A 17114-nucleotide genomic window follows, 5' to 3' on the forward strand; every position below is an offset into this window, starting at 1 on the left:
TTTAAAACTCACATTTTAAAAGCAAAAAAGCCAGACAATTCTGCCTGGCTTCCTAAGTTTTTACTTTACTATCAAGCTAACTCAGCTAAAATTTCATTCAAAGTTACGCTTGGCCTCATCGCTGTGGAAGCTTTCGCCTCATCAGGCCTGTAATATCCTCCGATATCTACAGCTGTTCCTTGAGAACCATTCAATTCAGCCTCGATTTGAGCTGCCTTTTCTTCCAAAGCTTTTGCAATCGGAGCAAACTTAGTTTGAAGCCCTGTGTCTTTACTCTGCGTAGCCAAAGCCTCGGCCCAATACATTGCTAAGTAAAAGTGGCTACCTCTGTTATCTAATTTACCTACTACACGAGCAGGAGATTTGTCATTTTCCAACCACTTTCCTGTTGCTGCATCAAGCGTCTCTGCCAATAGCAAAGCTTTTTCATTATGGAAAGTTTGGCCCAAATGCTCCAAGGAAACTGCCAATGCCAAGAATTCACCCAAAGAATCCCATCTCAAATGGCCTTCTGAAGTGAACTGCTCCACGTGCTTAGGCGCTGAACCACCCGCACCTGTTTCAAACAAACCTCCACCATTCATCAAAGGAACGATTGAAAGCATTTTTGCACTGGTACCTAGTTCCAAAATAGGGAACAAATCAGTCAAGTAATCTCTCAACACGTTACCAGTAACTGAAATGGTATCCAATCCTTCTTTGATTCTAGCCAAAGAGAAATTAGTCGCCTCAATCGGAGACATGATATGAATTTCCAAACCATCCGTATCGTGCTCAGGAAGGTAGGTATTTACTTTTTTGATCAACTCAGCATCGTGAGCTCTTTGTGGATCCAACCAGAATACGGCCGGCGTATTGGAAAGTCTAGCTCTTGTAACAGCCAATTTCACCCAATCTTGGATAGGTGCATCTTTGGTCTGACACATTCTCCAGATATCGCCTTTCTCTACAGAATGACTCAATAATACTGATCCATCTTCAGCCTTCACCTCAACAGTTCCGTCAAATGGGATTTCAAAAGTCTTGTCATGAGAACCATATTCCTCAGCCTTTTGAGCCATCAAACCTACGTTAGGAACAGAGCCCATGGTAGAAGGATCAAAAGCACCATGTTTTTTACAAAAATCTATGGTTGCTTGATATACACCAGCATAACTTCTGTCTGGAATAACAGCGATTGTATCTTGAAGCTTTCCAGCTTTGTTCCACATCTGACCAGAACTTCTGATCATCGCAGGCATGGATGCGTCGATAATCACATCTGAAGGTACGTGAAGGTTGGTAATTCCTTTATCGGAATTTACCATTGCCAAATCCGGGCTATCTGCATAACATGCATCAATATCAGCAAGGATAGCTGCTTTTTGATCAGCCGGAAGCTTTTCAATGCTAGCCAACAAATCACCAAAACCATTGTTAACATCAACTCCAGCTGATTCCAAAGCGGCAGCATGCTTTGTAAATACCGGCTCGAAGAACACTTTAACAGCATGCCCAAAGATGATAGGATCAGAAACCTTCATCATGGTAGCTTTCATATGAAGAGAGAAAAGTACTCCTGCAGCTTTTGCTTCCGCCTTTACTTTCTTCAAGAAAGATTTCAATGCAGCAATGCTCATGGTAGAAGCGTCAATCACTTCACCTTTTTGAAGTTTCAATCCTGACTTCAAAACTTCTTTCTGGCCATCAGCACCATTCAGTTCAATAGAAACGTTGGTTGCTTCTGCAAGAGTTGCAGATTTTTCACTTCCATAGAAATCTCCTTCGGTCATACTAGCAACCTCAGACTTGGAGTCTGGAGACCACTTACCCATGGAGTGTGGATGCTTTTTAGCATAAGCTTTTACCGCTTGAGGAGCCCTTCTATCAGAGTTACCTTCTCTCAAAACCGGGTTTACAGCCGAGCCTTTGATTTTATCATATTTTGCTTTGATTGATTTCTCCTCGTCGGTTTTTGGTTCCTCAGGATAGTCTGGCAAAGCATAGCCTTTTGCTTGCAATTCTTTGATCGCCGCCTTCAATTGTGGAACTGAGGCAGAGATATTTGGAAGCTTTACAATATTTGCTTCAGGAGTTTTCGCGATTTCACCCAATTCAGCCAATGCATCACCGATCTGCTGCTCTGGCTTCAAGAATTCAGGGAAATTGGAGATAATTCTTCCGGAAAGAGAGATATCTCTTGTTTCAACAACTACATCAGCAGACTTGGTGAAAGCCTGTACAATAGGAAGTAAGGAATAGGTCGCTAACGCTGGCGCCTCATCCGTTAAGGTGTAAAGAATTTTAGGGGTCTGATTGCTCATGATTAAAACTATACGAAATAGGTATTAAATGTCATTTTTCTCAATTCAGAGATTCCATTCGAATCATCCACTGAAATTTCAATAGAAAAAGGAGAAAAAGAGCTAGAAAATTGCGGGGCTAAAATACGGAAAATATCCTTGTATCAAATTCCATTAATGGATTTGAAAAACCGAGTGTCAATCCGAATATCAGTTTCTTGCTTTGATCTCGAAACTATCAGAATCCATCCAAGCTGGAAACTTCTCACGATATGCTAAAAGCTCCTCCTTATTTAAGGTGACCACTCCGATGGATTCATTTTCTCCCAATTGAAGTAATGTGTTGCCTTTGAAATCAAAAGCAGATGAATGGCCGACGTATGGAATTTGATTCCCATCAGTCCCTACCCGATTGACACCTATAGAATATGAGAGATTTTCAACAGCTCTGGCTGGCAATAAAATATCCCATGCCGATGCTCTTGGCGCTGGCCAGGATGCCACATATATCATCAGATCGAAAGCCATACCTTCAGAATCATGATGATTTCTAGACCAAATTGGAAATCTTAAGTCATAGCAAACCTGTGGAAGTATCTTCCAGCCTTTCCATTCAAAAACTGGCTGTGATTTCCCAGGAGAAAAGTGATCATGCTCCTTTGCCATTCTGAACAAATGGCGCTTATCATAAGACTGGATTTTGCCATCCGGCTCCACCCAAAGGAAGCGATTGAAGTATTTGCTTCCATCGACAATGATCGCACTTCCACAAATGACCGCTTTTTTTTGAGCCGCCATTTGCTTCATCCATTTGCAAACTGTCAAGTTCATCGGCTCAGCAAGCTCCTTGGCATCCATGCTAAAGCCCGTTGGGAACATTTCAGGAAGAATAATCAAGTCAACTTCTTCCTCAACCCCCCAAATCTTCTCCTCTAGCATTGCCAGATTGGCCACTTTATCTTTCCAATAAAGATCGGTTTGAACAATCGCTATGTTAAGAGGAGAATTCAAATTATTTGACCGGATAGATCATTCTATAATCCGTAGACACTTTTCCTTTGCTCACTTCGATCAGCTTGGACTGCACCAACCTTTTCTTTAAGCCTTTGAGATAATCAACAAAAAGGATCCCTTCCAAATGATCGTACTCATGCTGGATCACGCGGGCAGTCATACCAGAAAACTCCTCCTCTTTCAGGTTCCAGTTTTCATCAAAATACTCAATCGTCAATGTCTCAGGACGAATAATTTCGGCTCTTACATCCGGAATACTCAAACAACCTTCCTCAAACGAGAATTTGTCGCCATATTCATCCAAGATGATCGGATTGATAAATGCTCTTCTGACTCCCTTTTCTTCATCATCTTCATCTAGCATCAAGGTACTATCGATGACAAATAGACGAACTCCCTGATTGATCTGAGGAGCAGCCAACCCCACACCACTTGCATGGTCCATGGTAGCGAACATATCCTCAATCAAGTTGTTCAGCTCTTTTCCTTCTTCAATTTCTTCTGCTTCCCGCTTCAAGATCGGGTTTCCGTAAGCAACAATTGGGTATATCATTTTCTATCTAAATACGACTGTAATATGATTGCGGCACTTACCTTATCCAGGTTCCCGGACTTCTCTTTCCGGTCCTTCTTTTTACTCCCCATGGCGATCATAGACTGCATGGCCATTTTGGAGGTAAAGCGCTCATCAATCAATTCAATTTTCTTTTCAGGAAAGGTAGCTTCCAGCTTTTCCTTCATCGCAAACACTTTCGGAGTCATTTCCGTTTCCTCCCCATTCAATTTCCTTGGATAGCCCAAGACGATTGCTTCTACTTCTTCCCTTTCGAAATACTTTTTCAAATATTCCAGCAAAGTCGAGGTCTCGATTGTCTCTAGGGGATTGGCAAGCATTTGCAAAGGATCGGTAACGGCCAAACCTGTGCGCTTGGTTCCCAGATCAATAGCTATAACTCTGGGCATTAGTTTATTTTGATTTTGTTTGTGATTTTTCTGATTGCTTCTTTTTCCAGTTCTATGGCCTTTGGAAATAGCAATTCATCCTCAATTTGGGCATGAATAATTAGTTCTTGCTCGAAGTTTTGCAACTCGTGGTACAGAACTTTCATAGTCAATGGAGCATCTTCAGCAAGAGTGTAATCAGAAGTCAACTTCCGGATTCCTTGCATTTCATCATCATGAATCTCATGTTCGTCAGCTAGGGATTTGATCGGATCTTTTTTCAGAATAGTCAAAGCATCATGCAATGCAAAATTCCCATCCTCGATATCCTGAAGCAATTCAATCCTTTTGAATAGCCTGCTTTCCTCCTCATGAATATGGTGAATAAAATCCTCCACGAATAGCGGAAACATGATTCTCAGGTCATTCATCAGACCCTGAAACTCTTGTTCAGGAGAAATCCCGGAAATCAAATTGGATAAAAAAGGCAATTCCTGACGAACAAAGTAATAGTGCTTCTTTTTCAGGTAAGCCACCAACACTTCAATAGGATTCAAGTAAAGCTCTTCGGTGGTCGGCTCCTTTCTAGCAGCCCAAGATTCCAATTCAGAAATCAACTGATTCGGTCTTACCCGATGCTTTTTACATACTTGCTCCAAAGAGTGAGTAGGGTATTGATAAAAGCTGATACCGAAATAATGCAGAACAGAAGCAAAAACATAGTTTTCTGACACCAGGTCGCCTACTAATAGTTTATTGAAATTTTGCTCTGTTTGCATTTCACAAAAATAATTTATTTTAACAGAAATCTGGGGATTTTATCCGACCTTTATCTGATCCCATCGTATAAACTTTTACTAAGTTTATCACAAACATCTTTTAAACTCTCCTTTTTGGCAGTAGTTTATTGATTAGAAAATAACCAACGAAAGTTTAAAATCGTGAGCGAGACAAAGAATTCAAAATCACAAATAAGGCTTCCTATCATCCTAGCTTTGGCTATTTCGGCCGGTATTTGGATCGGAGCCACATTTGCAGAACCCAAAAGTAATCAAAATGACCTGAGAGCTGCTCTTTATAAGCTTCAGGAAATTATGACTTATATCAACAGGGACTATGTGGATAGTGTCAACACCAATGACTTGGTTGAATATGGCATTACCAAAATGCTCGAGAACCTAGATCCTCACTCCAGTTACATCCCAGCTAGAGACGCTTCATTGGCACAATCTCAATTGGATGGAGAGTTTGATGGAATTGGGGTTGAGTTCGGGATTATCCGAGATACCATATATGTGGTAGCCCCCTTGACAGGCGGACCATCTGAGGCTCTGGGAATCCAGTCCGGAGACCAAATCATCAATGTAGATGGGAAAACCGTAGCCGGAACAGGCATTACCAATAGAGACGTATTTGATTTGCTTCGTGGACCAAAAGGTTCGCAGGTGGTTGTAGATATTAAGAGAAAAAATCAACCTGAACTGATCACTTTTGATATTACTAGGGATAAAATCCCTCAGTACAGTATCAATGCTTCCTACATGGTCAATAATGAGATTGGTTACATTAAAATCACTCGATTTGCGGCTACTACTTTTGATGAATTCAAAGAGTCTGTTGCCGAATTGAAGGAAAAAGGAATGAAGAAACTGATCATTGACCTTCAAGGAAATCCAGGGGGATACATGGGAGCTGCAATCAACATTGCTGATGAAATCCTGGCAGATAGGGCTTTGATTGTTTCTCAAGAAGGAAAAGTTGATCAATACAGCCAAAAGGCATTTGCTTTCAGACCGGGAACCTTCGAAGAAGGATCTGTGATCGTTTTGGTCAATGAAGGATCTGCTTCTGCTTCAGAAATTCTTGCTGGAGCCATTCAGGATAATGACCGCGGATTGATCGTAGGTAGAAGATCTTTCGGTAAGGGTTTGGTTCAGATGCCAATCGACCTTTCCGATGGAGCCGAGTTGAGATTAACCATTGCCAGATATTACACTCCTTCAGGAAGATCAATTCAGAAGCCATACGAGGCAAACCATGAGGAGTATGAAAGAGATTTCATTGAGCGTTATGAGCATGGTGAATTCTTCTCAGCTGACAGTATCAAATTCAACGACAGCTTGAAATATCACACCAGCAAAGGCCGAATCGTTTATGGTGGCGGAGGAATCATGCCTGACTACTTCGTTCCATTAGATACAGCACTAAGTTCTGCCTATGTCAACAGACTTTTCAATTCAGATACTCCAAGGGAATATGTTTTGGATTATACTGAAAAGAACAAAGACAAATTTGCTGACATCAGTGTAGAGGATTACTACAAAGACTTCAAGTTCACAGATGCCATGCTACAAGACGTGGTGAAAGTCGGTGAAAAGAACAAAGTGAAGTATGACGCCACAGACTTCAACAAGTCCAAAGAATACTTGAGAACATTGATGAAGGCCCATTTGGGAAGGCAGCTATATGATGACGACGCCTTCTATATGGTAGTCAATGACATCAACGAAGTTTATTTACATGCGTTAAAGCTATTTGATGAAGCTCAGCGAATAGCGATGGCAACTGATCTTAGTCCTGCAAATCAAGAGGAAGAAGAATAAGCTGAAAATTATATATCTAGAGGCTTTCCAGAAATCGGGAAGCCTCTTTTTTTTGTCAATGCCTGAGAATGTTTTCGAAAAAGCTTTAGATTGAAATTCTCAAATCCAAAATATCATAACCTATGAAGAAGTTATTAGCAATTGCGGCTGTTTTGCTTTTTGCCCAAAACACATTTGCTCAAATCAAAACCAACCATATAGCGGTCCATGTTTCAGACCTAAAGGAAAGTAAAGATTTTTATGAGTCAATTTTGAAATTGCAAGAAATAGACGAGCCATTTAAAGATGGAATTCACGCCTGGTATGATATCGGAGGAGGTTCTGCACTTCACCTGATCGAAAGAGTCGATACCCCTACCGAAATATCCAAAACCAACCACCTTTGCTTTAGCATGAAAGATATGGATGGTTTCATCGAAAGACTCAGATCTACCGACTACCCTTTTGAAGATTGGCCTGGTGAAAAAGGAAAAATCACCACCCGCCCTGATGGTGTAAGACAAATTTATATTCAGGATCCAGACGGATATTGGTTGGAAATCAACGACGATTACTGAAAAATGAAAGCCCGATCAAAATTGATCGGGCTTTCCATTTAGTTAATCCTCATATATTTTTTGTGGCCAAGAATCATTCGAAATATTGATATCCGGAACAATCTTGTGTGGATCGATAGTTACGCCAACCACCTTTTTATCAGAATCGATGATGTGAGCCCAAGTATCACCTCTTTGCCAGATTTCCACTGGTAGAGTTTCTAGTTTTTTGCTTCCATCTTCAAACTCAACTTCTAATACTACCGGCATAGGGATATCTCCTTTGTTTGAAACAACAACCAAAGACTTACCAGCATAAGGGTAAACACCATCAATTGCCAAGTCAATATTTCCATTTCCATAGAACCAGCCTTTCCAGAACCAGGAAAGATTTTCGCCGGATACATTTTCCATATGATTGAAGAAATCTGAAGGCTGCGGATGCTTGAATGCCCAAGTTTTGATATAGGATCTGAATGCATTATCAAATCTCTCATGTCCCAAGATATATTCTCTCAGAACAACCAATCCCATACCAGGCTTTCTGTAAGCAGTCATTCCCAAATTGGAAATATTCACCACATCAGGATAAGTATCAATCCCTTCACGATCATCATTCAAGAAATAATTATTGAATTTTCTAGTTTCATTTAAAGTTGAAGGATATTCTCCATTATTGAAAGCCAAGGTACTATAATGGTTGATAAAGGTATTGAATCCCTCATCCATCCATGGATAACGTCTTTCGTTTGATCCCACAATCATTGGGAACCAGTTGTGACCAAACTCATGGTCAGTCACTCCCCAAAGTCCACGACCTTTGGAAGTATAATGACAGAAATTCAATCCAGGATATTCCATTCCTCCGATCGCTGCAGCCACGTTTGTTGCAGACGCATAAGGGAATTCATACCACATGTTGGAATAATACTCAATTGAAGCTTTTGAATACTCAGTAGATCTACCCCAAGCTTCCTGTCCTTCTGATTCTTTAGGATATACAGATTGTGCCAAAATGGTCTTTCCACTAGGCAAATCGATCTTTGCTGCATCCCAAATAAATGCTCTGGAAGTAGCAAAAGCTGCATCTCTGGAATTTTCAATTAGAAAATGCCAAGTAATCATTCCGTCTTGCTTTGGACGGGTCAATTCTGTGTTTTTGATCTCATCTGGAGCAACCAACATTACTGTTTCATCACTTGCCTGAGCTTTCGCATAGCGATCTTGAAGCTCTTTAGAAAGGACCTCTTTCGGATTCATCAATTTCCCAGATCCCACAACGATGTGATCGTAAGGAACTGTGATTTTGTAATCAAAGTCCCCATACTCCAAATAGAATTCACCAGCACCCAAATACGGTTCGATATTCCACCCTTCGATATCATCGAATACGGCCATTTTAGGATACCATTGTGCAAAGGCGTAGATCCAACCATCCTCTACTTCTAATCTCCCCATTCTATCCATTCCTTTTTCAGGGACTTTGAAAGAGAAATTCATAGCAATGGTAGCTTTTCCACCTTTAGCTGGAAGTGGTTCATTGAACCAAACCTGCATTCTGGTGTCAGAAATAATATGCTTGTCAGATACGGAGCCTTTGGAACCTACCTTTGCCTGTAGGCCGGTGATATCAAAACCTCCATCTACATCACCATTGTATCTATTTCCTTGAACTGGTGTTGTCAAAGTTCCACGCGAGTCTGGAGTAAATCTATTTTGTTCCAATTGCATCCAAACAAAGTCCAAAGTCTCTGGGCTATTGTTGGTATAAGTAACCGTAATCTTACCAGTCAAAACATGAGCCTCATCGTCAAGAGTAGCCTCGATCTGATAGTCTGCTCTGTTTTGCCAATAGTTTTCACTTGGTTTTCCTGAGGCAGTCCGGGTATAGGTACCCTTTCTGTCCATAAATTCTCCAAAGTCAGCTTGATTGCTTTCATAACCTTGTTGAGCAAAAGCAGCAGAGCTAGCCAACAAAGTCGAAAACATCAAACCCGAAATAATTCTTTTAATCATGGGTTTTAGTTTTTAGGAAGCTCAAAATTAAGGTCTTCTTTAAATTCACCAAGAGGCTTTTTCACAAGTGGTAAATGCTTAACGAATTTTTACAAAAGCCTAAAAATTGGAATTTGATTTTTATCAAATCATTTTTACTCCTTAATTATCCTTACTACCCAATGAAAAAACTGTTTTTCCCGGCAATCTTTAGCATGTTAGCACTACATGTGAATGCCCAAAATGACAGCACTACCCAAAATCTGGATGAAATAATTATTCAGGAAAACCGAATTCAAATCCCATTTTCCAAGCAGAGCAGGAACATTTCAGTGGTCACCAAACCACAATTGGAAACTACACCAGCAAGAAGCCTTCAGGAAGTTTTGGCTTTTGTTCCAGGCGTGGATGTTAGACAAAGAGGTGTCACTGGAGTCCAGGCCGACATCGGAATTCGAGGCGGTTCATTTAATCAAACTTTGATGCTTTTGAATGGTATCAAACTGACAGATCCTCAGTCAGGGCATCACATGATGAATATTCCAGTGCCCATGATCAATATTGATCGAGTGGAAGTATTGAAAGGTCCGGGATCGAGAATTTTCGGACAGAATGCCTATGCAGGAGCAGTTAATGTCATCACTAAACTTTCTGATCGTAGAAGCCTTAGAGTTCAAGGATACGGAGGAGATTTCGGCATGAAAGGAATCAATTTCGCCGGCTCCCTTCCTGCAGGAGGCTTTAAGCAAAACCTTGCCGTATCTTATGATGAGTCCAATGGACATTGGTACAATTCAGATTATCAGGTCAGTAATATTTTCTACGAAAATGGAATTGCTATCAACGAAAAACACTCACTACGCGGAATGATTGCCTATACTGACAGAAGTTTTGGAGCAAATGGCTTTTACACAAGTGCATTTCCAGATCAATGGGAAAGCATTCAGACAACCGTTGGTGCCTTGAGCCATACTTTTTCTCAGGAGAGATTTAAATTGAACACAAGAGCTTACTGGAGAAAAAATGAAGATGAATACCGATTGAGAAGAAACGAACCTGAGTTTTATCAAAACTTCCATACCTCCAATACCTATGCACTTGAAACCAATGGAACCTACCAGAGTAAATTGGGTACTACAGGTTTTGGCCTAGAGGCCAGAGAGGAAAAAATCGAAAGTACCAATTTGGGAAATCACGATAGAACTCTCACTGGAGTCTTTTTGGAGCATTTAGTCAATCTGAAAGGCGGATTTGATGTTCGAGCAGGCATTTACAGCAACTATTACAACGACTATGGTTGGAAACACTTCCCAGGAATGGAAGTTGGTTTCCAAGCTACCGAAGAATTAAGATTTTACACGGGGGTTGGAAAAAGCTTTAGAATCCCAACTTATACGGACTTGTACTACCAAGGCCCTACTAATGTCGGGAATCCTGAATTGAAGCCTGAACAAGCGCAAAACTTTGAGATCGGTGCCAAATGGAATCAATCGGGTCTTTTTGCTGAATTGGTTTACTTCAACAGAAATACAGATGATCTGATCGAATGGACTCGCCCAGACGAAGAAACCCCATGGCAGCCTCAAAACTTCAATGAAGTCAAATTCAATGGAATTGAAGCTTCTTTTGCCTATCGGTTTGCCAGTACCCCATCTACGGTAAGAGTAAAAGAATTCCAAGTATCGTATAATTATATCGATGCCAGTTTGGTCAATCAGCCAGGTGTAGAGACTCGATACGCATTCACTGCCTTGAAAAACCAGATAATCGGTGGCGCTTTGATTGGAATAGGTCAAAAACTGGAATGGAATACCAAAATGCGCTATGTAGAAAGAGTGAGTCAGGATCCTTACTTCCTTTTGGATATGAGAATGGACTACAACAGAATGGGTAAAATTGGATTCTTTGCCGAGGCCTCCAATATCACCAACACAGACTATATCGAGTCAGGAACAGTTCAGATGCCTCATCGATGGTTTAGAGCTGGATTTATGCTGAATCTGGAATAGTTCAAATGACAAAAAAAGCCTCCAAGAATTTTTCTTGGAGGCTTTTTTTATATGCTAATAAAACAACAAAGCCCCAGATTTCTCTGAGGCTAATGTGGGAGCTGAGGGATTCGAACCCCCGACCCTCTGCTTGTAAGGCAGATGCTCTGAACCAACTGAGCTAAGCTCCCGAAATGGGTAAATAATATGGAAGTGGGAGCTGAGGGATTCGAACCCCCGACCCTCTGCTTGTAAGGCAGATGCTCTGAACCAACTGAGCTAAGCTCCCATATTTTGTTCTCTTTCCGTCCGAAAGGGAATGCAAAGGTAGTTTCAATTTTGAATTAGGCAAACAATTTCTAACCCAAAAATTATAACAGACTGAAAATGAGACAAAATATTTTCAAATAAAATTACCAGCCATGATTCTGACTGGTATTTCTTATTTAAATATCAAACTTAATCCCTTGCGCCAGTGGCAAAGCAGTGGAATAATTAATCGTATTGGTCTGTCTTCTCATATAGGCTTTCCAAGCATCAGAACCAGATTCTCTTCCACCACCGGTTTCTTTTTCACCTCCAAATGCTCCACCGATCTCAGCACCTGATGTGCCTATATTTACATTTGCTATCCCACAGTCAGAACCAGCCACAGAAAGGAAGGCTTCTGCTTCTCTCATATTCGTAGTCATGATCGCTGAAGAGAGCCCCTGAGGCACTCCATTCTGTATAGCAATCGCCTCTCCAATAGTTTTGTATTTGATTAAATAAAGGATCGGCGCAAAAGTCTCGTGTTGCACAATCTCAAAATGATTTTCAGCTTCATAGATCGCAGGCTTCACATAGCAACCAGACTCAAAGCCAACACCTGTCAAAACCCCTCCAGCAACCACTTCTGTACCTCCTTCAGCTTTCACTTTCTCAATTGCGGCTTCATACATTTTTACAGCATCTTGATCGATTACCGGTCCCACATGATTCTTTTCATCCAGAGGATTACCGATCACCAATTTAGAATAAGCAGAGGCCAACCTCTTTGCAACCTCATCAAACACCTCTTCTTGAATAATCAATCTTCGCGTTGAGGTACATCTCTGTCCGGCAGTTCCAACCGCCCCAAACAAAGCCCCTCTGATAGCCATATCCAGATCAGCATCTTTGGTAATGATGATGGCATTATTTCCACCTAGCTCAAGTAAAGACCTACCTAATCGCTCACCAACGGCTTTACCAACCAATTTCCCCATACGGGTAGATCCAGTTGCGGAAACCAAAGGAACTCTAGCATCATGAGAAAGCATTTCCCCAACTTTGTAATCTCCGATGATCAGAGAGGAAATCCCTTCTGGTAAATCATGCTTCTTGAAAATTTTACTGACAATATTCTGACAGGCGATACCTGATAAAGGAGCTTTTTCGGAAGGCTTCCACACGCACACATCTCCACAAACCCATGCCAAAGCTGTATTCCAAGACCAAACAGCAACAGGGAAATTGAAGGCAGAAATAATCCCTACAATCCCCAACGGATGCCATTGCTCATACATCCTATGTCCAGGACGCTCAGAATGCATGGTCAACCCATACAGCTGTCGAGAAAGGCCTACAGCAAAATCACAGATATCAATCATTTCCTGAACCTCACCCAAACCCTCTTGGTAGGATTTACCCATTTCATAGGAAACCAACTTACCTAAATCTGCTTTTTTTTCTCTTAAAGCATTCCCGATTTCTCGGACAATTTCTCCTCTTTGCGGAGCAGGAACCAAACGCCACTTTTCAAAAGCTATTTGAGCTGCAGAGATTACTTCTTCGTACGTTTCTGAACTAGCAACCTGAACTGTTGCAATCACCTCTCCATCAGCTGGAGAAATCGAAGGAATATAGGATTCTCCTGAATCAAGCCACTTTTCACCCGTTGATACCCCAAGGTTTTCTTTTTGAATCCCTAGGTTTTTCAATGATTCAGCTATTCCAAATCTATCATTCATGCTCTTATTATTTTGGATTATGACCAAAGCTAAAGAAATGGCTTTTCCAGCCCAAAAGTTTCTACAAATCTTTATTGATCAATCGAAGTGGATTAACCTTCCTGAATTTTTGTCTGAATTTTTCACTCACCGACAATTTGTAAACAAAATTGATCCGGTAATTCCCTGTATTGACTGCCTGCTCAAAAGGCCCATCACGAACTAATTCTACATTTTTTAAAATGTAATTCGCGTTGATTGAAAAACGCTCAGAATTATATCCGGCAAACCCCCTGACAAAAAAGGTAGGAATGGCACCCACTTTCTTAAAACTTTGCGTTTCATTTTCCCAGTCAGCAAAACCGATACTCAAATTTGCTGAGGCAACCCCAGTCAGATAAAACCCTTTTCCAAAAACCAAAGTCCCCGCGAAACCTGCATTTGGGCCGGCTTGAAAATATTTCGCTTTATAAAAATTCAATTCTGATTGAGCTTCTGAAGACGGTATCAATAAAGAATCCCCTTGCATAGTCCCGCCGTACATTTCAAATCCTACAAAGGGCGAGAATGCAGACTTTTTTTGGATCATAGATTGATTAAAAGACGCCTGAACAGAAATCCTATCTCCATTGAAAAGGTAATTAAAATTGATCCCGTATTGCCGAAGTTTCAGATCTTCTCTCAAGTATTTCTCCGTCGAATTATTTAATTGATCCGCACTGATGGAATATCCAGTATAAAATTGACCAAAAAGGTCAATGATCATTTTTTTGGGATAAACATGAGATTGTAGATCAAGGTAAAATGGCCAGTCTTTCTGCCTATTTTGATTCATAAACCCCAAAGGCATTGCCAAGTTTAAAGTGAACCTTTGATAGGTAAACCCAATCCCTAGATTATTCCCAGAATTCGGCTCAAAAACATACCTTCTAGTTTCTCGCGGAACATAGACCACCAAATTGGTGTACTTTTTTGAAAAATAAAGTCGTAAACCCAACAATTCAGGATGTTCCTCCACATAATTGGAATCAAAACTTGATTTCTGCGCCATAAGGTTTGACACATTCATAAAAAAAATCAACATCAATAAAACTAATCCAATTTTGAGGCGCATATCCAGAATATTACAGCTCTAAAATCTGAAATATTTAGGCAAAAAGAAATCCGGGTGGTCGCCCCGGATTTCTTTAGAAAACATATAGAGTTCGAAAATTAGAGGTGTTAAAACCTCGGGATTTAAAAAGAATAGTTGACAAAAGTTGTTTAATCACCTCAATAAAATTACGAACTGATTTTAATTTTCCAAATTATTTATTGGATTATTTAGATTAAAAAGAATAAAAATAATGAATATAAATAGTAAGCTAGACCTAAAGAAAAGCTAACTCATTCCTAATGTTCACTTCCCAAGCCCTAGCCATTTCCAGAAGCCACCTGACTCCTTTTTCCGGAATTTGAGCGAAATATTATGTCCTCTATTTCTTTTGATATACTTAAATAATTCAGGCCGCGGTAGCGTATTGATCTTTACACCAGAAACAAATGAAGCTATAGGCAAACTCAATTGATCCCGGTGAGAATAAGTAGTCAGTATCTCTGACCACTTTTCCTCCAGATTTTTCACATCTTGGGACTTATCTCTCACCAGCACCATGGTCTCAAAAAGCCCTCCATCATCTTTGTAGCCTTGTTTTTGAGCAAACTCAAGTGTCTTTTCAATATTCTCAGGCATGTCTTTTTTCTTCCTCAAAATCTCTTTTCCCTCTTCCTTCAAACTCGATCTTTTGGGGTGTTGACAGGTCAAAATACCTCCTTTATAATACTTATCCAGAAACAATTTTGGATTTTGAATCAGCTCCATATTTCCATCCATATAGATCGTCACATCATATCCTGGAGTATTTTCAACACTATTGATTTTCAAAAGTCGCTGTTGCTTGATCGGATTATCTCCCGCGGCTAACACCTTGGTTTCCCAGCCATCCACTTTTAAATTGTCCTGATCAGTAAATAACCAAAAATCGAAGCCCTCATACTTCTTAACTGGCTTGATACTGTCATAGTTATTGGTGACTACGGAATATATAAGTGTCTTTGTCATATGTAAAAATCAAGCATTGTGTAATGGCTCTAAATCTTTTTAAAAGAACTAAAACCAGTCTGGCTAAAATATTTGGTTATTTTTCGATTTCTTTAAACTAGAATTACCAGCCGCAAAATAGAAAATTACAGCTTCATGCTAAAACATCAAGTAAAGTCTGCTTTCAAAGCGTTTTGGAAGAAATTAAGATTCGATTTAAGTGCCAATGACAACCCGATTTTTATAGGATTTTATAAAAATTTCTACAAACCAAAACCTGGTAGTCTCTCCGAGTTTCTTTCGGAATATTCTCTTTCCAAGAAAGGGGACTTTTATGTGATTCAGATTGGAGCCAATGATGGGATTACTCACGACCCTATCCACAAATTCATCAAAAGAGACCGCTGGAAGGGAGTTTTATTAGAACCTCAACCTGATGTTTTCAACAATGAGCTCAAGAGAATCTACCAATTCAATGAAGGCTTGACTCCTATTTGTGCTGCTATTGGAAAAGTAGATGGAAGCCAAAAGCTATACAAAATTGGATTTTCAGATATGCGCTGGGCTACTGGCTTGGCATCTTTTTCCCTAGAACAAATTCAAGAACACTACGATAGTGGTGTAGTTGCCATGAATTGTAAAAAATACGGTTTGGAGATTCCTTCTGATCCGGCTCAACAAATTGTGGCCGTGGATGTGGAAGTCATCTCACCTGAGACATTGATCAAAAAATATGGAATCTCCAGAATTGACCTTTTGCAAATTGATGCTGAAGGATATGATTTGGAGGTGATCCTGATTTTTGAAATTGAAAAGACTCAACCTCAGGTTATCAATTTTGAGAATGAAAACCTTCCTCAGGAAGATCTGGAAAGATGTTATCAGCTATTGAAAGCCAATGGCTATCAGCTTCAGAAATTTGGAAGAGACACCTTGGCCATGAAAAATCCGTCTGAACAGTTTCAGCGATTCTTTGAAAATGGGATTTAAATCTTATCCAAACCCTTCCAGTATTTTAGAAAATAGTATTTCAAAGGATTCTTGTATTTCAATTGTTTCCAGGGACGACTTCCATGTGGCCTATGCCAAACAGGAGCATCCATCAATACGTAGTTTTCAAATCCACACTCCAGAGCTTGAGATGATATAAAAGTATCATACCAATCTTTTGCATCATCCAAACCAGTAAAATCATAGGCATTCAAAAAACTTTGTGAAAATAGCGTACAGCAAAAGCTCAAGCTTCTTTTGGTATTGATTTCAGGTTCTTTTCTTCCTTTGAACTTCAAATAGGGAAAATTGACAACGCCCTCCTCGTCCACAGTTACAGATCCTGTCAGTCCAGATGACTGATGGGAATCTTGATGGGCCAAAAGTTTACTGATCGTATCTTTTTTCACCACCACGTCAGACTCAATCACCAAAAGCGGCAAGCCCATTTCCAAGGCTTTTTTCTGAGAAACCTGAAGCACCAGCTTATAATTCGGAGAAGGATGATCAGTGATATCTTCTAGATGGACCAGTTCATACCCAATCTTACTTTTGTTCTTTTCTAACTCAGCTTTGGTTTCGGCAGTACTGAAATCATTGAAAATGATATGATTCACCTTTACATCAGATGCTGCAATAGCTTTCGCAGTATCCAAGGTAGTTTCAATGGAGTTTTTGACAGGTGTGATAACGAGAACTTCTGACATAGTAAAA

At 40.2% G+C, this 17114-nt stretch carries 14 protein-coding genes and 2 tRNA genes; 4 read left to right on the forward strand and 12 right to left on the reverse strand.

What is annotated here, in order from left to right; translation table 11 throughout:
• Positions 1-71 precede the first annotated feature (71 nt).
• The 5 genes from O0V13_RS11280 to O0V13_RS11300 form a co-directional block, all read right to left on the reverse strand.
• Positions 72-2303: an NADP-dependent isocitrate dehydrogenase gene (locus O0V13_RS11280; RefSeq protein WP_268035067.1), complete on the reverse strand. Its 2232-nt coding sequence runs from the start codon at positions 2301-2303 to the stop codon at positions 72-74.
• A gap of 189 nt (positions 2304-2492) precedes the next feature.
• On the reverse strand, positions 2493-3293 hold the full coding sequence (locus O0V13_RS11285) for an amidohydrolase (RefSeq protein WP_268035068.1): 801 nt from the start codon (positions 3291-3293) through the stop codon (positions 2493-2495).
• Between the two features lies 1 nt (position 3294).
• A complete protein-coding gene (gene def / locus O0V13_RS11290) occupies positions 3295-3849 on the reverse strand; it encodes a peptide deformylase (RefSeq protein ID WP_073570917.1) in 555 nt (184 codons plus the stop codon).
• Positions 3846-4259 carry a Holliday junction resolvase RuvX gene (gene ruvX / locus O0V13_RS11295; RefSeq protein WP_268035069.1) on the reverse strand — a complete coding sequence of 138 codons (414 nt, stop codon included), beginning with the start codon at positions 4257-4259 and terminating at the stop codon, positions 3846-3848. Before ruvX ends, def begins: the two co-directional genes overlap by 4 nt.
• Positions 4259-5017, reverse strand: coding sequence for a hemerythrin domain-containing protein (locus O0V13_RS11300; protein WP_268035070.1), 759 nt, complete (start codon positions 5015-5017; stop codon positions 4259-4261). The genes ruvX and O0V13_RS11300 overlap by 1 nt, the downstream gene beginning before the upstream one ends.
• A 162-nt stretch (positions 5018-5179) precedes the next feature.
• Between O0V13_RS11300 and O0V13_RS11305 the strand changes: the two genes are divergently transcribed.
• Together O0V13_RS11305 and O0V13_RS11310 are read left to right on the forward strand one after the other, a co-directional pair.
• Positions 5180-6841 (forward strand): S41 family peptidase, encoded by a 1662-nt coding sequence (locus O0V13_RS11305; RefSeq protein WP_268035071.1) that lies wholly within the window; start codon positions 5180-5182, stop codon positions 6839-6841.
• Between the two features lie 122 nt (positions 6842-6963).
• Complete coding sequence (locus O0V13_RS11310; RefSeq protein WP_268035072.1) at positions 6964-7398, forward strand: VOC family protein; 435 nt, start codon at positions 6964-6966, stop codon at positions 7396-7398.
• Between the two features lie 42 nt (positions 7399-7440).
• Here O0V13_RS11310 and O0V13_RS11315 read toward each other — a convergent pair whose 3' ends face one another.
• Complete coding sequence (locus tag O0V13_RS11315; RefSeq protein ID WP_268035073.1) at positions 7441-9393, reverse strand: M1 family metallopeptidase; 1953 nt, start codon at positions 9391-9393, stop codon at positions 7441-7443.
• A 161-nt stretch (positions 9394-9554) separates the two neighbouring features.
• Between O0V13_RS11315 and O0V13_RS11320 the strand changes: the two genes are divergently transcribed.
• Complete coding sequence (locus tag O0V13_RS11320) at positions 9555-11381, forward strand: TonB-dependent receptor plug domain-containing protein (protein ID WP_268035074.1); 1827 nt, start codon at positions 9555-9557, stop codon at positions 11379-11381.
• Between the two features lie 95 nt (positions 11382-11476).
• Here the strand turns inward: O0V13_RS11320 and O0V13_RS11325 are convergent.
• The 5 genes from O0V13_RS11325 to O0V13_RS11345 form a co-directional block, all read right to left on the reverse strand.
• Positions 11477-11551: transfer RNA gene (locus tag O0V13_RS11325), tRNA-Val, on the reverse strand.
• Positions 11552-11574: 23 nt separating this feature from the next.
• Positions 11575-11649, reverse strand: a tRNA-Val gene (locus tag O0V13_RS11330).
• 157 nt (positions 11650-11806) lie between these two features.
• Positions 11807-13351, reverse strand: a complete 1545-nt coding sequence (amaB, locus tag O0V13_RS11335; protein ID WP_268035075.1) for an L-piperidine-6-carboxylate dehydrogenase — start codon at positions 13349-13351, stop codon at positions 11807-11809.
• Between the two features lie 61 nt (positions 13352-13412).
• Positions 13413-14381 carry a DUF4421 domain-containing protein gene (locus O0V13_RS11340; RefSeq protein WP_268035076.1) on the reverse strand — a complete coding sequence of 323 codons (969 nt, stop codon included), beginning with the start codon at positions 14379-14381 and terminating at the stop codon, positions 13413-13415.
• 348 nt (positions 14382-14729) lie between these two features.
• Positions 14730-15431, reverse strand: coding sequence for a glycosyltransferase domain-containing protein (locus O0V13_RS11345; RefSeq protein ID WP_268035077.1), 702 nt, complete (start codon positions 15429-15431; stop codon positions 14730-14732).
• Between the two features lie 135 nt (positions 15432-15566).
• Between O0V13_RS11345 and O0V13_RS11350 the strand changes: the two genes are divergently transcribed.
• Positions 15567-16400 (forward strand): FkbM family methyltransferase, encoded by an 834-nt coding sequence (locus O0V13_RS11350; RefSeq protein WP_268035078.1) that lies wholly within the window; start codon positions 15567-15569, stop codon positions 16398-16400.
• Here the strand turns inward: O0V13_RS11350 and O0V13_RS11355 are convergent.
• Positions 16397-17107: a glycosyltransferase family A protein gene (locus O0V13_RS11355; protein ID WP_268035079.1), complete on the reverse strand. Its 711-nt coding sequence runs from the start codon at positions 17105-17107 to the stop codon at positions 16397-16399. The genes O0V13_RS11350 and O0V13_RS11355 overlap by 4 nt on opposite strands.
• Positions 17108-17114 lie beyond the last annotated feature (7 nt).

It is taken from the genome of Algoriphagus sp. PAP.12, assembly GCF_026652115.1.
Taxonomy (GTDB): Bacteria; Bacteroidota; Bacteroidia; order Cytophagales; family Cyclobacteriaceae; genus Algoriphagus.

Excerpts from the sequence above, each read along its gene's own strand:
- O0V13_RS11280 (WP_268035067.1), bottom strand. The coding sequence starts at position 2,303 with ATGAGCAATCAGACCCCTAAAATTCTTTACACCTTAACGGATGAGGCG.
- def (WP_073570917.1), bottom strand. The coding sequence starts at position 3,849 with ATGATATACCCAATTGTTGCTTACGGAAACCCGATCTTGAAGCGGGAA.
- ruvX (WP_268035069.1), bottom strand. The coding sequence starts at position 4,259 with ATGCCCAGAGTTATAGCTATTGATCTGGGAACCAAGCGCACAGGTTTG.
- O0V13_RS11300 (WP_268035070.1), bottom strand. The coding sequence starts at position 5,017 with ATGCAAACAGAGCAAAATTTCAATAAACTATTAGTAGGCGACCTGGTG.
- O0V13_RS11310 (WP_268035072.1), top strand. The coding sequence starts at position 6,964 with ATGAAGAAGTTATTAGCAATTGCGGCTGTTTTGCTTTTTGCCCAAAAC.
- O0V13_RS11315 (WP_268035073.1), bottom strand. The coding sequence starts at position 9,393 with ATGATTAAAAGAATTATTTCGGGTTTGATGTTTTCGACTTTGTTGGCT.
- O0V13_RS11320 (WP_268035074.1), top strand. The coding sequence starts at position 9,555 with ATGAAAAAACTGTTTTTCCCGGCAATCTTTAGCATGTTAGCACTACAT.
- amaB (WP_268035075.1), bottom strand. The coding sequence starts at position 13,351 with ATGAATGATAGATTTGGAATAGCTGAATCATTGAAAAACCTAGGGATT.
- O0V13_RS11340 (WP_268035076.1), bottom strand. The coding sequence starts at position 14,381 with ATGGCGCAGAAATCAAGTTTTGATTCCAATTATGTGGAGGAACATCCT.
- O0V13_RS11345 (WP_268035077.1), bottom strand. The coding sequence starts at position 15,431 with ATGACAAAGACACTTATATATTCCGTAGTCACCAATAACTATGACAGT.
- O0V13_RS11350 (WP_268035078.1), top strand. The coding sequence starts at position 15,567 with ATGCTAAAACATCAAGTAAAGTCTGCTTTCAAAGCGTTTTGGAAGAAA.
- O0V13_RS11355 (WP_268035079.1), bottom strand. The coding sequence starts at position 17,107 with ATGTCAGAAGTTCTCGTTATCACACCTGTCAAAAACTCCATTGAAACT.